We start from the raw sequence: 19,000 nt of genomic DNA, 5'->3' as shown, positions 1-19,000 counted from the left end.
GCGATGGCCTGGCTTCGTCGATTCTGGCCGGCAATCCTGCTGGCGGTCTTGAGCGCGGCGCTGGCAGCCTGGCCGCAAGCCAACCGCCAGCTGTTTTTGTTCCTGCATCCGCTGCTGCACCATCTGCCGGCGCCGTTGTGGCGCTTTTTCAGCGTGTTCGGCGATTGGCCGACCGTGTTGGCGCTGATGCTGGCCATGTGCTGGCGCGAGCCGCGGCGCTTGCCGGCGCTAATTGCCGGCGGCGCGGCCGCCATCGCGCTGGCGGCGCTGCTGAAGGCCGGCTTCGCCGTGCCCAGGCCGCCGCAGGTATTGCCGCAGGGCATGGTGGATTTGCTGGACCGTTTGCCCGGCAACGGCTCTTTTCCATCCGGCCATGCGATGGCTTCGGCCGCGTTGGCCACCTTCGCCTGGCGCGGCATCGGTTGGGGCAGGGCGGCTGCATGGCTGCCGCTGGCCGCGCTGGTGATGCTGTCCAGGATCGCCATCGGCGTGCACTGGCCGCTGGATCTGACGGTGGGGGCGTTGCTGGGCTGGGGCGCGATGAGGCTGGCGCTGCGTTTCGCCTGGCCGGACGGCTGGCCGCGCGACATCGCCCGCACGGCGGAGCTGATCCTGCTGGTGCTGCTGGCCGGCGCGCTGGCCTGGCTGCTGGGGCAGCGCGCCGTTTTCGCCGAATACTGGCTGCGGGCGGCGATCGCGGGCGGGGTGGTGCTGGCCGGCTTCTGGCGCTTTGCCCGCCGCGGGCTTTGAGGGCAAACGAAAAAGCGGCCCGGGGGCCGCTTTTTCAGACAGGGCGATGAATCGCCGCTTGCCGATCAGTGGTGGTGGCCGTGTTCGCCGTGGGCGTGGCCGTGGCTGACTTCGTCAGCGGTGGCGGCGCGCACTTCCACGACCTTGGCGGAGAAGCGGATGCTCTGGCCGGCCAGCGGGTGGTTGGCGTCGACAACGGCCTTGCCGTCGGCGATGTCGGTGACGCGGAACAGCAGCAGTTCGCCGGTTTCCGGATCGTCAGCTTCGAATACCATGCCGACTTCGACGTCGGCCGGGAACACTTCCAGATCTTCCACGCGAATCAGCTCTTCTTCCGGGTCGCCGAACGCGTCGTCGGAGGTCAGCTTCACATCGACGGATTCGCCGACGTTCTTGCCTTCCAGCGCCTCTTCCACCAGCGGGAAGATGCCATCGTAGCCGCCGTGCAGGTAGCTGATCGGCTCTTCGGTCTTGTCGAGCAGGTTGTTGTCGACGTCGAACATCTCGTAGTGGATCGTGACGATGGTGTTTTTGGCGATTTGCATGAGTTGAATATCCGTGATGGATGGTAAAAAAACTTGACAGGGACGGTCCCGAGGGTGTTCCTTCCACCGCAAGATAGGACGCTCGCGCGTCCGCTGGCGTATTGTAAACCATAGACGGGCGGCTGAGCCCGTAAAAGCTGATGAATACCACAAACTTGCTGGGCGGCATGTCGCCCGAACAATTCCTCGCCGAATACTGGCATAAGAAACCGTTGCTAATCCGCGGCGCGCTGACCGATGTCGGCCCGCACGTCGACTTTTCGGCATTGTCCGAGCTGGCGCAGCGGGATGACGCCGAGTCGCGGCTGATCGAGTACAAGAAGGACAAGTGGCACCTGGAGCGCGGCCCGTTCCGCGCCTCGCGCTTCCGCCGGCTGGCCGACACCGACTGGACGCTGCTGGTGCAGGGCGTCAATCATCACCTGCCGCATATCGACGACATCCTGTGGCGCTTCAACTTCATCCCTTATGCCAGGCTGGATGACCTGATGATCAGCTATGCTCCGCCTGGCGGCACGGTGGGCCCGCATTTCGATGCCTACGACGTGTTCCTGCTGCAGGTGGGAGGCAAGAAGCGCTGGCAGATTTCGGCCCAGCACGACGACGACTTCATCGAGGACGCGCCGATCCGGGTGCTGAAGGACTTCCGCGCGGAGCAGGAGTTCGTGCTGGAGCACGGGGACATGCTGTATCTGCCGCCGCACTGCGCGCACTACGGCGTGGCGCTGGAGCCGGGCATGACCTACTCGATCGGTTTTCGCGCGCCGCCGGCGCAAGAGCTGGCGACGCAATTTCTGGTCTATCTGCAGGACCGCGTTTGCCTGGACGGGGTCTATGCCGATCCGGACCTCAAGCTGCAGGCCGATCCGGCGAGGATAGGCGACGAGATGATAGGGCAGGTGGCCGGCCTGCTGTCGCAGATCCGCTGGGACAAGGACACGGTCTGCGATTTTCTCGGCCATTACCTGACCGAGCCCAAGGCGCACGTGTTCTATGACGCGCCGGACGACGAGCTGGACGAAGACGCGTTCGCCGAGGCATTGGCCGAGCGGGGGCTGGAGCTGGACCGCAAGAGCCAGATCCTGTTCTGCGATGCCTGCGTCTACTGCAATGGCGAGAAAATGAATGTTTCCGGTGGTGATTTTGCCGATTGGCAACACTTCGGCAATCGCAGGAGGCTGCAGGCGGGCCGCTATTCCGCCGATATGATGGACGCGCTGTACGATGGTTACCTGTCAGGTTATTGGCATCTTTCGGCGGATGTAGCAGAATAACAACAGTTTTCTTGCTTGTATCGTTCAAGCAACGCGATGGAAGGCTGAATCCAGGGGGCAAACGCCCGTTTTAATGCCTGGGCGGACGCATGTCAGTCTGTGCTTGGCATTGTTGTTTTTTTAGATTTTTGCCCTCTATACAGCCATTTTTTTCGTGATACAATTTGCTCACTGATGGATTTTCAGTCGCCCGGCTTATTGTCGAGACCGTGCGATAACTGACGTCTTGTTCAACTTATCCTCAAAGGTAAAGAAAAAATGAAACAGTCGCTCCTCGTTGCTGCCCTGCTGGCCGTAGCCCTGTCCGCTTGCGGTAAAAAAGAAGCTCCGGCTGAAGCCTCCGCTCCGGCAGTTGAAGCGTCCGCTCCGGCCGCTTCCGCTCCGGCTGCTGAAGCTTCCGCTCCGGCCGCTTCCGCTCCGGCTGCTGACGCTTCCGCTCCGGCTGCTTCCGCTGCCAAGTAATTAGCGGCGAGCAACACAAAAAAACCGGCTCCGGCCGGTTTTTTTGCGCCTGCTGTTTGGCGCGGGATCGATGATTTGTAAATGTTTGGTGGAAAAACCACAGTTATTGCTGTCGAATACAAAGCGTTACATATTGCTATCGATAATCAGGAGCGCTATTTCGCTAAGTGGTTTCCGGTGGCTGGACGGCAATTAAATGAATCCCGCATAAGAAACAGCCCGCTTTCGCGGGCTGTTGCGTTTTGGAGAATGGCTTGTTGCGTTATTGCAGCTCGGTCTGCAATTTGCCGAGCGCCGCTTTGACGAAGTCGTCGGACAGCGGCTTGCCCTGCTTGTCCTGGATCTGCAGCGTGGTGGTGGCGCCTTGCTCGGCCAGCTTGATCCGGTACTCGGGGGCTGTCGGCTTGACCGCCTGGCCGTCCTTGTTCTTCCAGAAGGCCAGATTGGACCAGAAGCCGCCGGATTCTTCCTTGTCGGTGTCGCCCTTGGCCGGCTTCACGTAGTACAGGCCCTGGGAGCGGTCGCGATCGGTGACGATCAGGCCGACGCGGTCCAGCGCCAGGCCGACGCGGCGCCACGCGCGGTCGAAGCCGTCGGACAGCTGCAGCTGGCCGTCGACGATCGGATCCTGCGGCTTGGACGGTTTGGCCAGCGTCTGTTTGACCTGGTCGCGGGCCTTCTCTTCGTTCATGCCCAGCCGCATCATGAAGCGGCCCAGCAGCTCGGCTTCCAGGTTGGGGTCGGTGGCGCGCGGCTGCCACACGGTGTTGGTCTTGCTGTTGTCGGCGTAGACCTCCTCCATGCCGCGGTGCGAGAAATAGACCTCGGTGCCTTGCGGGGTGTTTTCCAGGCGGATGCGGAACTTGTCGCGCTCGCCGGTGGAGTACACGCTGCCGAGGCCGACGGTTTCCAGCAGCTTGCGCAAGCCGTCGTTGGGCAGCTTGGCGCGGTTTTCCGCCCAGTCGGTTTCCATGATGCCGAGGCTTGGGTCCTCGGTCTTGATCACGAAGCCGTTTTCCTGCCAGAACGCCTTCAGCACCGGCCACAGCTCGGCGGCCTTCTTGTTGCCCACCAGCAGCCAGCGTTGGGTGCCGGCGCGTTCCATCTTGATGTTGTCCAGCTGATTGACGGCGACGGGCGAGCCGACCGCCGGCTCTGCGGCGTCGACGTTGGTCGCGGTGGCGCTGCCAGGCAGGTTGTACTTGTTCTGGACTTGCGGCGCGGTCAGATCAGGCGGCACTTCCAGGCTGTTGGCGGTGGTTTTCGGAGCGTCGGACTTGTAGTCCAGAGGCTTGCTGAGCGGTTGCTGGGTGCTGCAGGCGGCCAGAACGCCGCTTGCCAGCAGAATCGCGACGGACGCGCTTCGTTTCATGCGTACTCCCATCTTTCGGGGGTGAATCAAATGACTTCGGCTTGTTTCAACGCCGCGTCCACCAGAGGTTGGGCGGCGGCGCTCAGCGGGGTCAGCGGCAGGCGGATGCCGGCGGGGATGCGTCGCATCCGCTCCAGCGCCCACTTTGCCGGGATCGGGTTGGGCTCCACGAACAGCTGTTTGTGCAGGCCTTGCAGCTTGTCGTTGATGGCGCGGGCCTTGCGGGCGTCGCCGGAGGTGGCGGCTTGGCAAAGTTCGCTCATTTGTTTGGGCGCGATATTGGCGGTGACCGAGATCACGCCGTGGCCGCCGCATAGCATGAAGGCCATGCCGGTGGCGTCGTCGCCCGAGTACAGCGCGAAGCCTTCCGGCGCGCGCAGCGCCAGGTCGCAGGCGCGGCCGATGTCGCCGGTGGCGTCCTTCAGGCCGACGATGTTCGGATGCGCCGCCAGGCGCAGCGCGGTGTCGTTGCTCATGTCGGCGACGGTGCGGCCGGGAACATTATAAAGGATGACCGGCAGCGGGCTTTGATCGGCGATGGCCTTGAAATGCTGGTAGATGCCTTCCTGGGTGGGCTTGTTGTAGTAGGGCACTACCGACAGCACCATGTCGGCGCCGACATCGGCCGACAGCTTGCCCAGTTCGATCGCCTCGCTGGTGGCGTTGCCGCCGGCGCCTGCGATCACTTTGACTCGGCCCTTGGCGTACTCGACCACCGCTTTCACCACGGCGATGTGTTCTTCCACCGACAGGGTGGCCGATTCGCCGGTGGTGCCGACGGCGACGATGCCGGCGGTGCCGTTTTCGATGTGGAACTCAACCAATCGTTGCAACGCCGCAAAATCCACCGCCCCATCGTTCGACATCGGTGTTACGAGCGCTACCAAGCTGCCGGTAAGCATAGTTTTGCCTATCTGGAATAAGGATTTACAAGGTTTACGATTGTATCGGAATTCGTCTGGCTGGCAAAAGTTCATGAGGCGCGGCCGCGCGAGGCTTCGGGGAATGATCGCCGTTGTGATAGAATCCTACGTTTTTCCGATACTTAGAACCTGTTTGAGATCTTGCACGGCGGCGGTCGTTTGATGGACGCGCCGCGGCGTCGGTCCCCGCCGGAGGCGTTCGGCGACGCCATGCGCTGGCGGAAAGAGGCCGGCAGGCGCCCGTAGAAAGATCGCAAACAGGTTCACGGCCCTGGCTGAAGGATCCTCAAGCGTGATTACCACAAGCAACATTACCATGCAGTTTGGCGTGAAACCTCTGTTCGAGAAGGTTACCGTCAAATTCGGCGAAGGCAACCGTTACGGCCTGATCGGCGCCAACGGTTCCGGCAAATCCACTTTCATGAAAATCCTGGGTGGCGACCTGGAGCAGACCGCGGGCGAAGTCGCCATCGAGAACGGCCTGCGCCTTGGTAAGCTGCGCCAGGACCAGTTCGGCTACGAAGACCAGCGCGTGATCGACGTGGTGATGATGGGCCACACCGAGATGTGGGCGGCGATGAGCGAACGCGACGCCATCTACGCCAACCTCGAAGCCACTGAAGAAGACTACATGCACGCGGCCGAGCTGGAGGCCAAGTTCGCCGAGTACGACGGCTACACCGCCGAAGCGCGCGCCGGCGAGCTGCTGATGGGGGTGGGCATTCCGGTGGAGCAGCACTTCGGCCCGATGAGCGAAGTGGCGCCGGGCTGGAAGCTGCGGGTGCTGCTGGCGCAGGCGCTGTTCTCCAATCCGGACATCCTGTTGCTGGACGAGCCGACCAACAACCTGGACATCAACACCATCCGCTGGCTGGAGCATGTGCTGAACGAGCGCAACTCCACCATGATCATCATCTCGCACGACCGCCACTTCCTGAACTCGGTCTGCACCCACATGGCGGATCTGGACTACAACACCATCCGCATCTACCCGGGCAACTACGACGACTACATGATCGCGTCGGCCCAGGCCCGCGAGCGCCAGCTGTCGTCCAACAGCAAGGCCAAGGAGCGCATCCAAGAACTGCAGGAGTTCGTGGCGCGCTTCTCGGCCAACAAGTCCAAGGCCCGCCAGGCCACCTCGCGCCTGAAGCAGGTGGACAAGCTGAAGTCCGAGATGGTGGAAGTGAAGCCGTCCAGCCGCCAGAACCCGTTCATCCGCTTCGAAATGGATGACAAGTTCAAGCTGCACCGCCAGGCGGTGGAAGTGGAAAACCTCAACAAGGCCTACGACAACAAGGTGTTGTTCAAGGACTTGAATCTGATCCTGGAGGCCGGCGCTCGCCTGGCCATCATCGGCCCCAACGGCGCGGGCAAAACCTCGCTGGTCAAGCTGCTGGCCGGCGCGTTCGAACCAGCCTACGCCGAAGGCCTGACCGCAGATTACGGCAGCATCAAGTGGGCGGAAAAGGCCCAGATCGGCTATTTCGCCCAGGATCACGAGGCGGACTTCGATAGCGACTGGACCCTGAGCGAGTGGATGCGCCAATGGGGCCAGGAGGGCGACGACGAGCAGGCGATCCGCGCCACGCTGGGCCGTTTGCTGTTTGGCGGCGACGAGGTGGGCAAGCCGGTGCGGGTGCTGTCCGGCGGCGAGAAGGGCCGCATGCTGTACGGCAAGCTGATCCTGCAGAAGCCGAACGTGATGATCATGGACGAGCCGACCAACCACATGGACATGGAATCGATCGAATCCCTGAACATGGCGCTGGAGAAGTACAAGGGCACCCTGATCTTCGTATCGCACGACCGCCAGTTCGTCAGCTCTCTGGCCACCCACGTGCTGGAGCTGGACGGCAAGGGCGGCTACGACTACTACACCGGCAACTACGAAGACTACCTGGCCAGCAAGGGCCTGGAATAATCCGGTTACGGTCTGTCACAGGCCGTAGCTTTACCGACGGGAGGGCGTGCGCTATATTGCGGTGCACAAACTCCCGTTTTTCATATCCGCGATCCGCGGAAAGACAACAACAATCGGGGATTCGGCCGGGAAGGCCGATGCTGGAGACATCCGGGCTCATCCGTCCTGTCGACCCGATGAGATCTGCAAGCCAGAGAGATAGAAGGAAATCACATGCGTTTGAAAGGGAAAGTATCCATCATCACCGGCTCGGCCAGCGGCATCGGCAAGGCGACGGCGGAGAAGTTCGTCAAGGAAGGCGCCATCGTCGCGGTGTGCGACCTGAATCCGGACGCGGTCAAGACCGTGGTCGATGAACTGAAGGCGCTGGGCGGCGAGGCTTACGGCTACAAGGTGGACGTCACCGACAAGGGCCAGATCGCCGAGATGGTCGCCGACCTGAAAAACCGTTGCGGCCGCATCGACGTGCTGGTCAACAACGCCGGCATCGTCCAGGACGCGCAGCTGATCAAGATGAGCGAAGACCAGTTCGACAAGGTGATCGACATCAACCTGAAGGGCGTCTACAACTGTGCCCGCGCCGTGGTGGACACCATGGTGGAGCAGGGCGGCGGCGTGATCCTGAACGCGTCGTCGGTGGTCGGCGTTTACGGCAACTTCGGCCAGACCAACTACGCGGCGGCCAAGTTCGGCGTGATCGGCTTCGTCAAGACCTGGGCCAAGGAGCTGGGCAAGAAGGGCATCCGCGCCAACGCGGTGTGTCCGGGCTTCGTGGCCACGCCGATTCTGAAGGCGATGCCGGAAAAAGTGCTGCAGGCGATGGAAGACAAGGTGCCGATGCGCCGCATGGCCGATCCGGCCGAGATCGCCAACGTCTATGCCTTCCTGGCATCCGACGAGGCCAGCTACATCAACGGCGCCGCCATCGAGGTGACCGGCGGCCTGACGCTGTAAGCGCTGCCTGTCCTCCCAAGCAAAACGCCCCGGCAGGTCCGGGGCGTTCGTGCGTCCGCCTGCGCGAGCGAAGCGAGGCGCCCTTACGGTGCAAGGGCGGTGGATGGGGTGCAAATGACAGGTTGCGGGATTGATGCAAAACAGTGAAAAGGCCCGGCTTGGCCGGGCCTTTCAGGTTCGCGCCGAATCGCGATATCCGCGGCGGGGCTCATTCCTCGTCGTCGACGTCGTGGGCCAGCAGCGCCGAATCCACTTCGCGCCGGTGCAGGTGCGGCGCGAACAGTTCGATGAAGGTGTAGGCGAAGCCGCGCAGATAGGCGTCCTTGCGGATGCCGATCTTGGTGGTGGATGGCTCGAACAGGTGGCCGGCGTCGATCGCCGTCAGGTTGTGGTCGCGCTCGGGCTCGAAGGCCATGCTGGCGATGATGCCTATGCCCAGGCCCAGCGAGACGTAGGTCTTGATCACGTCGGTATCGATCGCGGTCAGCACCACGTTGGGCGTCAGGCCCTGCTCGGCGAACGATTTATTGATCTTGGAGCGGCCGGCGAAGGCGAAGTCGTAGGTGACGATCGGGTATTGGGCGATGTCGGCCAGCGTCACTTCGCGCTCCAGCGCCGCCAGCGGATGGCCCTTGGGCACCACCAGCGAGCGGTTCCACTCGTAGCAGGGCAGCGTGGCCAGCTCCTTGTACAGCGCGATGCCCTCGGTCGCGATGGCGAGATCGGCCTCGCCGGACACCACCATGTCGCAGATCTGCGTCGGGCTGCCCTGTTTCAGCGACAGCCGCACCTTGGGGTAGCGGCGCACGAATTCGGCGATGGCCTGCGGCAGCGCGTAACGGGCCTGGGTGTGGGTGGTGGCGATGGTCAGCGCGCCTTCCGACTCGCGGGAGAACTCGTCGCCGACGCGCTTCAGGTTCTGCGCTTCGCGCAGGATGCGTTCGGAGATGCGCAGCACTTCCTTGCCCGGCTCGGACACCGAGACCACCCGCTTGCCGTTGCGGATGAACACCTGGATGCCCAGTTCATCCTCCAGCAGGCGGATCTGCTTGGAAATGCCGGGCTGCGAGGTGTGCAGCTTCTCGGCGGCCTCGGAAACGTTGAGGCCTTGCTTGGCCACTTCGACCAGGTAGCGGAGTTGTTGTAGCTTCATCTTGGCGATCTATCCTCTATACAACCTGTAGTCATTAAATACTAACACAATATTCTTTTAGGTTTATAAGCGCTTTGGTTAGGATACGCTCGAACCATCCCCGGAGCGCTGAATGAGCCTGGAGTCCAAACTCGCCGCCACCACGGCCCTGTTGCAAACCGTCGCCGCCGAGCACCCCGACGCGGTGGTGGCCAATAGCTACGGCGCCGAAGACATGGTGCTGACCGACCTGATCGCCCGGCTTAATCTGCCGCTGGAAAGCTTCAGTCTGGATACCGGCCGCCTGCCGGCCGAAACCTACGACCTGATGCAGCGGGTGGCCGAGCGCTATCCAGGCCATCCGGTCAGGGTGTATTTCCCCGACACCGCCGCCACCGAGCAGTACGTCAACTTCCACGGCATCAACGGCTTCTACCAGAGCGTCGATCTGCGCAAATCCTGTTGCCAGATCCGCAAGCTGGAGCCGCTGAAGCGCGCGCTGGCCGGCCGTTCGGCCTGGATCACCGGCCTGCGCCGCCAGCAGTCGCCTACCCGGCAGGACCTGGCCGACCGCGAGTACGACGCCGACAATGGCCTGGTGAAGTTCAGCCCCTTGCTGGAGTGGACCGAGGCCGAGGTGTGGCAGTACCTGAAGGAAAACCAGGTGCCGTACAACGCGCTGCACGACCGGCGCTATCCGTCGATAGGCTGCGCGCCCTGTACCCGCGCCATCAGCGCGGGCGAGGATGTGCGCGCCGGCCGCTGGTGGTGGGAAAACCCGGAAACCAAGGAGTGCGGGCTGCACGCGAAGTCCAGTCCGCTGCAACGCCCCGTTTGAACCGCCGGCCCGCAGTCGTCGGCATTCCCGCTGGAATCCAAACATGTATCGATACGATGAAGTAGACCATCGGCTGGTGCGAGAGCGCGTGGCGCAGTTCCGCGATCAGACCCGCCGTTTTCTGGCAGGCGAGTTGTCCGAGGACGAGTTCCGGCCGCTGCGGCTGATGAACGGCCTCTACATTCAGCGCCATGCGCCGATGCTGCGGGTGGCGATTCCCTACGGCCACCTGCGCAGCGAGCAGTTGCGGAAGCTGGCCGACATCGCCCGCCGTTACGACAAGGGCTACGGCCATTTCACCACCAGGCAGAACATCCAGTTCAACTGGCCGGAGCTGGCCAAGGTGCCGGACATCCTGGAAGAGCTGTCCACGGTGGAAATGCACGCGATCCAGACCTCCGGCAACTGCGTGCGCAACACCACCACCGACGCCTTCGCCGGCGTGGCCGACGACGAGCTGTTCGATCCGCGCCCCTACTGCGAGATCATCCGGCAGTGGAGCACCATGCACCCGGAGTTCAGCTTCCTGCCGCGCAAATTCAAGATCGCTGTGTCCGGCAGCGTGGAAGACCGCGCGGCGACCATGGTCCACGACATCGGCCTGCACGTCAGCCGCAACGAGGCCGGCGAGGCGGGGTTCAAGGTGATCGTCGGCGGCGGCTTGGGCCGCACGCCGATGGTGGGCGAGGTGATCCGCGAGTTCTTGCCGCGCCAGCATCTGCTGACCTACCTGGACGCGGTGCTGCGGGTGTACAACCGGTTCGGCCGCCGCGACAACAAGTACAAGGCGCGCATCAAGATCCTGGTCAAGGCGCTGACGCGGGACGGTTTCGCCGCGAAAGTGGAGGACGAATGGCGCCATCTGAAGGATGGCCCGGCGACCCTCCGCGACGAGGATGTCGTCCATTACGCCAGCTTTTTCGGCGATCCGGCGTACAAGATGCTGGCCGACAACCCGGCTGAATTGACCGGGCCGCTGGGCGAGGACAAAGCCTTCGCCCGCTGGTTCGAGCGCAATACCCGCGGCCACCGGCTGCCCGGCTACCGCTCGGTGGTCCTGTCGCTGAAGGAGACCGGCGCGCCGCCGGGAGACATCAGCGCCGAGCAGATGGAAGCCGCCGCCGACTGGGCCGAACGTTTCGGTTTCGGCGAGCTGCGCGTAGCCCACGAGCAAAATCTGGTCTTGCCGGATGTCGAGCAGAAGGATCTGTACACGCTATGGCGCGAGGCGCGGCAGCTGCGCATGGCGACGCCGAACATCGGCCTGTTGACCGACATCATCAGCTGCCCGGGCGGCGATTTCTGTTCCCTGGCCAATGCGCGCTCCATCCCGGTGGCCAACGCGATCCAGAAAACCTTCGACGACCTGGACTACTTGTATGATCTGGGCGACATCGCCTGTAACTTCTCCGGCTGCATGAATGCCTGCGGCCATCACCACATCGGCAATATCGGCATCCTCGGCGTCGACAAGAACGGCGAGGAGTGGTACCAGATCACGCTGGGCGGCAGCCAGGGCAGCGATACCGCCATCGGCAAGGTGATCGGCCCGTCTTTCGCCCAGGCCGACGTGCCGGTGGCTTTCTCCAAGATCATGCAGGTCTACATCGAGCGGCGGCAGGATGGCGAGCGCTTCATCGAAACCTTGCGCCGTCTCGGCGCCGAACCGTTCAAGGAGAGGGTGTATGCCCCAGTTCATTAAGGATGGCCGCTTGCAGGCCGACCACTGGCGGCTGCTGCGACCGGACGAGAGCGGCAAGCTGCCGGACGCGGATCCCGCAGAGGATGTGATCGTGCCGCTGGCCAGCTGGCTGGCCGATGTCGACGGTTGGCGCGCGCGCGGCGGGGGCGTCGGCGTCTGCCTGTCGCCGGACGACGATCCGGCGCAGCTGCAGCCTTATCTGGCCGAGCTGGCGCTGGTGGCCGTGGATTTTCCCGCCTTCACCGATGGACGCGGCTACAGCCTCGCCAGGCTGTTGCGCGAGCGCTATGATTATGCCGGCGAGCTGAGAGCGGTAGGCGATGTCTGGGCGGACCTGATCCGGCCCTTGTGGCAAGTGGGTTTCGACGCTTTTTCGGTAAAAGACGGCAAGCCGCTGGAGGAGGGTGATTATTACAATACCTTCAGTGATAGCTATCAAGTGACTTATAGGCAGCCGCTGCCACTGTTTCGCCGACGCGTCACAAGACCGTAATGTGTCGCATGAGAGACACAGCTTCGGGTATAATTTAGCGAAATGTGATGTATTTATACAACGCTGACGCGACAAAGCGCCCGACGCCGTGTTGACATGGTGTTGCAGCATTCCTATAGTGCGGGTTAACTGCATCAACACAGCATGTAGCCATCCCTGATGTTTGCAGTCAACTTAGTTCGCGTGGTCTTTGCGTCAGCCCGCATTGCTACCCATTTTATAGATTAAAGAGGGAATAACATGACTAAACAGCTGAAACTGAGCGCACTGGTTGCCGCCCTGTTGGTTTCTGCTAGCGCTTTTGCTGCCAAACCGGGTTATGCCGTTGACCAATCCACTGACGCAGTGACCCGCAACAGCTACGGCGAATGCTGGAAGACCACCTATTTCGACAAGGCCAAGGACGGCCTGGTTGAATGTGGCGATCGCGAAGCCGCCAAGCCGGTTGTCGCCGCTCCGAAGCCGGCTCTGGTTTCCGTCAAGGAAAAAGTGACCCTGTCCGCCAAGGTTCTGTTCGACTTCAACAAGTCCGTTCTGCGCGCTGACGCCAAGAACGAACTGGACCCGCTGGTCGCCAAGCTGAAGGCTCACGCCGGCAAGGGTTACCTGAACGGTGTTGAAATCGACGGTTACACCGACTTCATGGGTTCCGACAAGCTGAACAACGCTCTGTCCCAAAACCGCGCCGACGCTGTCAAGAACTACTTCGTGAACGCTGGCGTGCCGGCCGAGAAGGTTGCCGCAGTTGGCAAGGGCAAGGCTGAAGCCAAGATGACCGAAGAGTGCAAGGCCAAGTTCCCGAAATACGTGAAGAACAAGAAGCAAAACGCCGAAATCAAGGCTTGCATCGAGTCTGATCGCCGCGTGGAAGTGACCATCGACGCTGTTAAAGAGTCCGTGGTAGAGAAGTCTGGCAACTAATTTTTGCCAAACGCCAAAAAGCCCCGCTGCATGCGGGGCTTTTTGTTTGCCCTCCTTCCTGATCATGGCTGGACGCTATCGCTAGCCGGCGGCTACAATCGAAGGTTTCGGGACGTATGTAAAGACAGCGAATGCAGGTATTTCTGGGGGACCCGCGTCGTTTCGCCCTGGCGGGATGCGCGTTGACCATCGGCAACTTCGATGGCGTGCACCAGGGCCACAGGCGCATGCTGGAGCGTTTGCGCTCTGAAGCGCGCGCGCGCGCGTTGCCGACGGCCTTGCTGACCTTCGAGCCGCACCCGCGCGAGTTCTTCGCCCGCGCCAATCCTCCGGCGCGTTTATCGACCTTGCGCGACAAGTTCGCGCTGCTGGAAGAGCTGGGCTTGATCGATTACGTGTTCGTTTACCGTTTCAACCACAGCTTTTCCAATATGTCGGCGCAGGGCTTCGTCGATCAGGTGTTGGTGCGGGAACTGAACACGCGGTATTTGCTGATCGGCGACGACTTCCAGTTCGGCGCCGGCCGCAAGGGCGATTTCGAGTTGCTGGCTTCCTGTCCGCATTTCGCCACCGAGGCGATGCCGTCGGTGCTGGTCAAAGGCGAACGCGCTTCCAGCACCCTGGTTCGCGAGCGCTTGGCCGCCGGCGATCTGGATTCGGCCAACGCATTGCTGGGAGGCGTGTACCGGATATCGGGCAAAGTGATGCATGGCCAGAAGCTGGGGCGCACGATAGGCTTTCCCACCGCCAACATTCACCTGCCGCATTTGAAGCCGGCGCTGAAAGGCGTGTTCGTGGTGGAAGTCGACGCGCCGCAGGGCCGCCTGGGCGGCGTGGCCAGTCTGGGCCTGAACCCGACGGTCAGCGACACCCCGGATTACAAGCTGGAAGTGCACCTGTTCGATTTCTCGGGCGATCTGTACGGCCAGCGGCTGACAGTGCGCTTCCTGAAGAAACTGCGCGACGAAGAGCGCTATGATGATCTGGCGGCCCTGGTGGCCCAGATCGAGCGCGACGCGGCCAGCGCCAAGACCTATTTGACAAGTTTGCAGCGAGAGCAGGCATGAGCATCGATTATCGTAAAACCGTAAACCTGCTGGATACACCCTTCGCCATGCGCGGGGATCTGGCCAAACGCGAACCGGCCTGGGTCAAGCGCTGGCAGGAAGAGAAGCGCTACGAAAAGCTGCGCAAGCTGTCCGCCGGCCGGCCCAAGTTCATCCTGCATGACGGCCCGCCTTACGCCAACAACGACATTCACCTGGGCCACGCGGTCAACAAGGTGCTGAAGGACATCATCGTCCGCTCCAAGACGCTGGCCGGTTTCGACGCGCCCTATGTGCCGGGCTGGGACTGCCACGGCCTGCCGATCGAGCTGATGGTCGAGAAGCTGCACGGCAAGGACATCCCCGCCGCCAAGTTCCGCGAGCTGTGCCGCGAATACGCCAAAGAGCAGGTGGCGCGCCAGAAGAAGGGCTTCATCCGCCTGGGCGTGCTCGGCGATTGGGACAATCCCTATCTGACCATGGATTTCAAGACCGAGGCCGATATTGTCCGCACGCTCGGCAAGATTCATGAAAACGGCTATCTGACCAAGGGCGAGAAGCCGGTGCACTGGTGCATCGAGTGCGGCTCGTCGTTGGCCGAAGCCGAAGTGGAATACGAAGACAAGGTGTCGCCGGCGATCGACGTCGGCTTCAAGGTGATCGACGCCGACCAAGCCTCCGCCGCTTTCGACGCCGACGCCTCCGGCGCGCTGGCCGTGATCTGGACCACCACGCCGTGGACGCTGCCGGCCAACCAGGCCGTCGCCGCCGGCGCCAACCTGGATTACCTGCTGATCGACACCCCCAAGGGCAAGCTGATCCTGGGCAAGGACCTGGTCGAGTCGGCGATGAAGCGTTACGGCATCGACGAATATCGCGTGCTGGGCGAAGCCAAGGGCGAGGCGCTGGAGCTGATCCAGCTGCGCCACCCGTTCTACGACCGCCAGGTGCCGGTGATCCTGGGCGACCACGTCACCACCGACGCCGGCACCGGCTTGGTCCACACCGCGCCGGCCCATGGCCTGGAAGACTTCCAGGCCGGCCTGCAGTACAAGCTGCCTATCGCCAACCCGGTGGCCGACGACGGCCGCTACAAGAGCACGACCGAGCTGTTCGCCGGCATGCTGGTATGGGACGCCAATCCGCGCGTGATCGAGACGCTGGAGTCGCACGGCACGCTGGTGCACAAGGCCAAGCTGGAGCACAGCTACCCGCATTGCTGGCGCCACAAGACGCCGATCATCTTCCGAGCCACGCCGCAGTGGTTCATCAGCATGGACCGCCAGGCCAATGGCGGCGAGACGCTGCGCGAGATCAGCCAGCGCGCCGTCGACGCCACCGAGTTCTTCCCTGCCTGGGGCCGCGCGCGTCTGGACGCGATGATCAAGAACAGCCCCGACTGGTGCGTGTCGCGCCAGCGCAACTGGGGCGTGCCGATGACCTTCTTCATCCACAAGGAGTCTGGCGAGCTGCATCCGCGCTCCGCCCAGCTGCTGGAGGAAGTGGCGCTGCGCATCGAGCAGCAGGGCATCGAAGCCTGGTTCAGCCTGGACGCCAAGGAATTGCTGGGCGAAGAGGCAGAGCAATACCGCAAGCTGTCCGACACGCTGGACGTGTGGTTCGATTCCGGCGCCACCCACTTCGCGGTGCTGAAGCAGCGTCCGGAGCTGGCCTGGCCGGCCGACCTGTACCTGGAAGGCTCCGACCAGCACCGCGGCTGGTTCCAGTCGTCGCTGAAGACCGGCTGCGCCACCATCGGCCGCGCGCCGTACAAGCAGCTGTTGACCCACGGCTTCACCGTGGACGACAAGGGCTACAAGATGTCGAAGTCCAAGGGCAACGGCATCGCGCCCGAGGAAATCTGCGGCACGCTGGGCGCCGACATCCTGCGCCTGTGGGTGGCCAGCGCCGACTACTCCGGCGACATGTCGTTGTCGCAGGAGATCCTGAAGCGCACCACGGAAAGCTACCGCCGCCTGCGCAACACCATCCGCTTCCTGCTGTCCAACCTGTCGGACTTCGATCCGCTGGAGCACACCGTGCCGCTGGACAAGATGGTGGAGCTGGACCAGTACGCACTGCTGCGCGCCCGCGAAGTGCAGGAGAAAGTGGTGGGCGAGCTGTACTCCCGCTACGCCTTCCATCACGTGGTGCAAGAAGTGGTCGGCTACTGCTCGGAAGACCTGGGCGCCTTCTATCTGGACGTGATCAAGGACCGCCTGTACACCACTAAGGCGGGCAGCCATGCCCGTCGCAGCGCGCAGACCGCCTTGTACCACATCACCCGCAGCCTGTTGCTGATGGTGGCGCCCATCCTGTGCTTCACCGCCGACGAGGCGTGGAACGTGCTGGTGGACAGCGAGGAAGAGTCCACGCTCTACCACATCTGGCATGAGTTCCCGGCGCAGGCCGTCGAGCGCGAGGCCGCCTTGTCCGCCAAGTGGCAAGCGATTCGCGAGCTGCGCGCCGTGGTCAACAAGGAAATCGAGGAGCTGCGCAGCGCCGACAAGCTGGGCTCTTCGCTGCAGGCGGAGATCGAAATCGACGCCCCGGCCGAGCTGGCCCGCCATCTGGCCAGCCTGGGCGAGGAACTGAAGTTCGTGTTGATCGTGTCCAAGGCGGGTGTGCGCGAGGCCGGCGAGCTGGCCATCCGGGTCTCCCCGTCCGCGCACGGCAAGTGCGACCGCTGCTGGCACTACCGCGCCGACGTGGGCAGCCACGCCGGACACGGCGCCGTCTGCGGCCGCTGCGTCGACAACCTGGACGGCAAGGGCGAGCCGCGCCTGCACGCCTGACCGTCTGCCGGGGCCGCAAAGGCGGCCCCGCCAGCCCATGGATACCGATAGATGGATTCTGCAATGACTATGCCCGGCGCCCGCAGCTGGCCCAAGTGGTTCGCGCTGGCGGCCCTGGTGATCGTACTGGACCAGATCAGCAAGCTGTATTTCAACAGCCGCTTCCAGTACGGCGAAATCCGGCCGGTGGTGGAAGGCTTTTTCAATTTCACCCTGGTCTACAATCCCGGCGCGGCGTTCAGCTTCCTGCACGACGCCGGCGGCTGGCAGAAGTATCTGTTCACTATCCTGGCTTTCGCCGTGTCCGGCTGGCTGGGTTGGAACATCGTCAAGCGACGCTTCTCCGGCATGATGAACCTGGCCGCGGCCTTCATCATGGGCGGCGCGCTGGGCAATGTGATCGATCGCCTGGCTTACGGCCACGTGATCGACTTCATCATGGTCCACTATTACAACGAGTGGTACTACCCGGCGTTCAACCTGGCCGATTCCTTCATCTGCGTCGGCGCGGCGCTGATGGTGCTGGACAGCCTGAAAAAACCGTCCAACTGAGACGGCCGCCGTTGTGAATGCATGGCGATGGCCCGCGCAGCGGGCCATTCGCGCACCTGCCGGGACGCGGTTCCGGCTCGATTGAGGAAATTCTGATGACGAAGACCATCATGCTCGCCAACCCGCGCGGCTTCTGCGCCGGCGTCGACCGGGCCATCGCCATCGTCGAGCGCGCCATCGAGCTGTACGGCGCGCCCATCTATGTGCGCCACGAGGTGGTGCATAACCGCTTCGTCGTCGATGACCTGCGCAATAAGGGCGCGGTGTTCATCGAGGAATTGAAGGACGTGCCGCCCGGCAGCACGCTGATCTACTCCGCTCACGGCGTGCCGCTGTCGGTGCGGGCGGAAGCCGAGGCGCTGGGACTGACGGTGTTCGACGCCACCTGTCCGCTGGTGACCAAGGTGCATGTCGAAGTGAAGCGGATGCACAAGGCCGACATGGAAATCATCATGATCGGCCACGCCGGCCATCCGGAAGTGGAAGGCACGATGGGCCAGGTGGATTCCGGCATGTACCTGGTGCAAACGGTCGACGACGTCGCCACGCTGCAGGTCAAGCGCGAGGACGCGCTGTCCTACGTCAGCCAGACCACGCTGTCGGTGGATGAAACCCGCGACATCATCGCCGCCCTGAAGGCGCGCTTTCCCAAAATCCACAGTCCGAAGAAGGACGACATCTGCTATGCGACGCAGAACCGCCAGGACGCGGTGAAGTTGCTGGCTGACCAATGCGACATCGTGGTGGTGGTGGGATCGCCCAACAGCTCCAATTCCAATCGTCTGCGGGAAGTGGCGGCGCTGAAGGGCGTGGACGCCTATATGGTCGACAACGCCAGCCTGCTGGAGCCTGAATGGTTCGCCGGCAAGCGCCGCGTCGGCGTCACCGCCGGTGCCAGCGCGCCGGAAGTGCTGGTGCAGGCGGTGATCGACCGCATCAAGGCATTCGACGTCACCCAAGTCACCGAGCTGCCCGGAGTAGAGGAGAGCACGGTGTTCGCGCTGCCGCTGGCGCTGCGTTCGCAAGCCTGACGCGAATTCCTATCCCAAGGCCGCTCCGCAGGGAGCGGCCTTTTTCATGGCTGGCTCAGGGCTGTGGCACGAAGCCGGTCGTCGGCGGCTTGCGCGACACAAAGCCGGTGCTCGGCCCGTTATTGGCTTGCCCGCCGGATACGCACTCGATTTCGTCGGCACTCAGGCGCACCAGCTGGGCGATTTCCAGGCTGCGATCGAGTTGGGCGTCCCACTCGGCGTGTTGAAGGGTTTGGCTTTGCTTCATGGCGATTTTCCTTTGTTGAGCGATTGCTGGAAGGGGTTC

General features: G+C 62.9%; 17 protein-coding genes. 12 read left to right on the top strand and 5 right to left on the bottom strand.

The features are described from left to right. The first annotated feature begins 3 nt into the window (after positions 1-3). Positions 4-750: a phosphatase PAP2 family protein gene (locus ACY3GB_RS08670; protein WP_463088381.1), complete on the top strand. Its 747-nt coding sequence runs from the start codon at positions 4-6 to the stop codon at positions 748-750. A gap of 65 nt (positions 751-815) precedes the next feature. Here ACY3GB_RS08670 and ACY3GB_RS08665 read toward each other — a convergent pair whose 3' ends face one another. Then, the gene (locus ACY3GB_RS08665; protein ID WP_076225610.1) at positions 816-1,295 is read right to left on the bottom strand and encodes an FKBP-type peptidyl-prolyl cis-trans isomerase; all 480 of its coding nucleotides are present in this window, start codon (positions 1,293-1,295) and stop codon (positions 816-818) included. Between the two features lie 140 nt (positions 1,296-1,435). Between ACY3GB_RS08665 and ACY3GB_RS08660 the strand changes: the two genes are divergently transcribed. Further along, positions 1,436-2,569 carry a ribosomal protein uL16 3-hydroxylase gene (locus tag ACY3GB_RS08660; RefSeq protein WP_076225609.1) on the top strand — a complete coding sequence of 378 codons (1,134 nt, stop codon included), beginning with the start codon at positions 1,436-1,438 and terminating at the stop codon, positions 2,567-2,569. A gap of 724 nt (positions 2,570-3,293) precedes the next feature. Here ACY3GB_RS08660 and bamC read toward each other — a convergent pair. Together bamC and dapA are read right to left on the bottom strand one after the other, a co-directional pair. Then, positions 3,294-4,403, bottom strand: coding sequence for an outer membrane protein assembly factor BamC (gene bamC, locus ACY3GB_RS08655; protein WP_463088380.1), 1,110 nt, complete (start codon positions 4,401-4,403; stop codon positions 3,294-3,296). Positions 4,404-4,429: 26 nt separating this feature from the next. Next, positions 4,430-5,305: a 4-hydroxy-tetrahydrodipicolinate synthase gene (gene dapA, locus ACY3GB_RS08650; protein WP_231467942.1), complete on the bottom strand. Its 876-nt coding sequence runs from the start codon at positions 5,303-5,305 to the stop codon at positions 4,430-4,432. Positions 5,306-5,618: 313 nt separating this feature from the next. On the opposite strand from dapA, the gene ACY3GB_RS08645 reads away from it, so the two are divergent. After that, positions 5,619-7,250 (top strand): ABC-F family ATPase, encoded by a 1,632-nt coding sequence (locus ACY3GB_RS08645; RefSeq protein ID WP_463088379.1) that lies wholly within the window; start codon positions 5,619-5,621, stop codon positions 7,248-7,250. Positions 7,251-7,463: 213 nt separating this feature from the next. Further along, positions 7,464-8,204: a 3-oxoacyl-ACP reductase FabG gene (fabG, locus tag ACY3GB_RS08640; RefSeq protein WP_011137123.1), complete on the top strand. Its 741-nt coding sequence runs from the start codon at positions 7,464-7,466 to the stop codon at positions 8,202-8,204. 208 nt (positions 8,205-8,412) lie between these two features. Here the strand turns inward: fabG and cysB are convergent, their stop codons facing one another. Further along, a complete protein-coding gene (gene cysB, locus ACY3GB_RS08635; RefSeq protein WP_166440111.1) occupies positions 8,413-9,357 on the bottom strand; it encodes an HTH-type transcriptional regulator CysB in 945 nt (314 codons plus the stop codon). 112 nt (positions 9,358-9,469) lie between these two features. On the opposite strand from cysB, the gene ACY3GB_RS08630 reads away from it, so the two are divergent. The 8 genes from ACY3GB_RS08630 to ispH all read left to right on the top strand — a co-directional run bounded on the left by ACY3GB_RS08630 (position 9,470) and on the right by ispH (position 18,714). Further along, positions 9,470-10,174: a phosphoadenylyl-sulfate reductase gene (locus ACY3GB_RS08630; RefSeq protein WP_463088378.1), complete on the top strand. Its 705-nt coding sequence runs from the start codon at positions 9,470-9,472 to the stop codon at positions 10,172-10,174. 43 nt (positions 10,175-10,217) lie between these two features. Beyond that, positions 10,218-11,876 (top strand): nitrite/sulfite reductase, encoded by a 1,659-nt coding sequence (locus ACY3GB_RS08625; protein WP_463088377.1) that lies wholly within the window; start codon positions 10,218-10,220, stop codon positions 11,874-11,876. After that, on the top strand, positions 11,860-12,369 hold the full coding sequence (locus ACY3GB_RS08620) for a DUF934 domain-containing protein (protein WP_463088376.1): 510 nt from the start codon (positions 11,860-11,862) through the stop codon (positions 12,367-12,369). Before ACY3GB_RS08625 ends, ACY3GB_RS08620 begins: the two co-directional genes overlap by 17 nt. 240 nt (positions 12,370-12,609) lie before the next feature. Then, entirely contained in the window at positions 12,610-13,290 is a 681-nt protein-coding gene (locus ACY3GB_RS08615; protein WP_021479006.1) for an OmpA family protein, read from the top strand. 131 nt (positions 13,291-13,421) lie between these two features. After that, positions 13,422-14,357 carry a bifunctional riboflavin kinase/FAD synthetase gene (locus ACY3GB_RS08610; protein WP_463088375.1) on the top strand — a complete coding sequence of 312 codons (936 nt, stop codon included), beginning with the start codon at positions 13,422-13,424 and terminating at the stop codon, positions 14,355-14,357. Next, positions 14,354-17,131 carry an isoleucine--tRNA ligase gene (gene ileS / locus ACY3GB_RS08605; RefSeq protein WP_463088374.1) on the top strand — a complete coding sequence of 926 codons (2,778 nt, stop codon included), beginning with the start codon at positions 14,354-14,356 and terminating at the stop codon, positions 17,129-17,131. The genes ACY3GB_RS08610 and ileS overlap by 4 nt, the downstream gene beginning before the upstream one ends. 69 nt (positions 17,132-17,200) lie before the next feature. After that, on the top strand, positions 17,201-17,683 hold the full coding sequence (lspA, locus tag ACY3GB_RS08600; protein WP_463090928.1) for a signal peptidase II: 483 nt from the start codon (positions 17,201-17,203) through the stop codon (positions 17,681-17,683). Between the two features lie 95 nt (positions 17,684-17,778). Continuing rightward, positions 17,779-18,714 carry a 4-hydroxy-3-methylbut-2-enyl diphosphate reductase gene (ispH, locus tag ACY3GB_RS08595; protein WP_463088373.1) on the top strand — a complete coding sequence of 312 codons (936 nt, stop codon included), beginning with the start codon at positions 17,779-17,781 and terminating at the stop codon, positions 18,712-18,714. 55 nt (positions 18,715-18,769) lie between these two features. On the opposite strand, the gene ACY3GB_RS08590 is transcribed toward ispH, so the two are convergent. After that, positions 18,770-19,000 (bottom strand): hypothetical protein (locus ACY3GB_RS08590; protein WP_463088372.1); only part of this gene is annotated, 231 nt, incomplete at its 5' end.

The organism is Chromobacterium sp. Ag138 (assembly GCF_055181315.1).
Note: the sequence above shows the minus strand (reverse complement) of the source record. Positions and strands in the feature narration are given on the sequence as shown.

Bases quoted from the DNA above. Each gene is read 5' to 3' on its own strand.
- ACY3GB_RS08625 (WP_463088377.1), top strand. From the start codon at position 10,218: ATGTATCGATACGATGAAGTAGACCATCGGCTGGTGCGAGAGCGCGTG.
- ACY3GB_RS08665 (WP_076225610.1), bottom strand. From the start codon at position 1,295: ATGCAAATCGCCAAAAACACCATCGTCACGATCCACTACGAGATGTTC.
- fabG (WP_011137123.1), top strand. From the start codon at position 7,464: ATGCGTTTGAAAGGGAAAGTATCCATCATCACCGGCTCGGCCAGCGGC.
- bamC (WP_463088380.1), bottom strand. From the start codon at position 4,403: ATGAAACGAAGCGCGTCCGTCGCGATTCTGCTGGCAAGCGGCGTTCTG.
- ACY3GB_RS08610 (WP_463088375.1), top strand. From the start codon at position 13,422: ATGCAGGTATTTCTGGGGGACCCGCGTCGTTTCGCCCTGGCGGGATGC.
- ileS (WP_463088374.1), top strand. From the start codon at position 14,354: ATGAGCATCGATTATCGTAAAACCGTAAACCTGCTGGATACACCCTTC.
- ACY3GB_RS08670 (WP_463088381.1), top strand. From the start codon at position 4: ATGGCCTGGCTTCGTCGATTCTGGCCGGCAATCCTGCTGGCGGTCTTG.
- dapA (WP_231467942.1), bottom strand. From the start codon at position 5,305: ATGCTTACCGGCAGCTTGGTAGCGCTCGTAACACCGATGTCGAACGAT.
- cysB (WP_166440111.1), bottom strand. From the start codon at position 9,357: ATGAAGCTACAACAACTCCGCTACCTGGTCGAAGTGGCCAAGCAAGGC.
- ACY3GB_RS08660 (WP_076225609.1), top strand. From the start codon at position 1,436: ATGAATACCACAAACTTGCTGGGCGGCATGTCGCCCGAACAATTCCTC.
- ispH (WP_463088373.1), top strand. From the start codon at position 17,779: ATGACGAAGACCATCATGCTCGCCAACCCGCGCGGCTTCTGCGCCGGC.
- lspA (WP_463090928.1), top strand. From the start codon at position 17,201: ATGCCCGGCGCCCGCAGCTGGCCCAAGTGGTTCGCGCTGGCGGCCCTG.
- ACY3GB_RS08630 (WP_463088378.1), top strand. From the start codon at position 9,470: ATGAGCCTGGAGTCCAAACTCGCCGCCACCACGGCCCTGTTGCAAACC.
- ACY3GB_RS08615 (WP_021479006.1), top strand. From the start codon at position 12,610: ATGACTAAACAGCTGAAACTGAGCGCACTGGTTGCCGCCCTGTTGGTT.
- ACY3GB_RS08620 (WP_463088376.1), top strand. From the start codon at position 11,860: ATGCCCCAGTTCATTAAGGATGGCCGCTTGCAGGCCGACCACTGGCGG.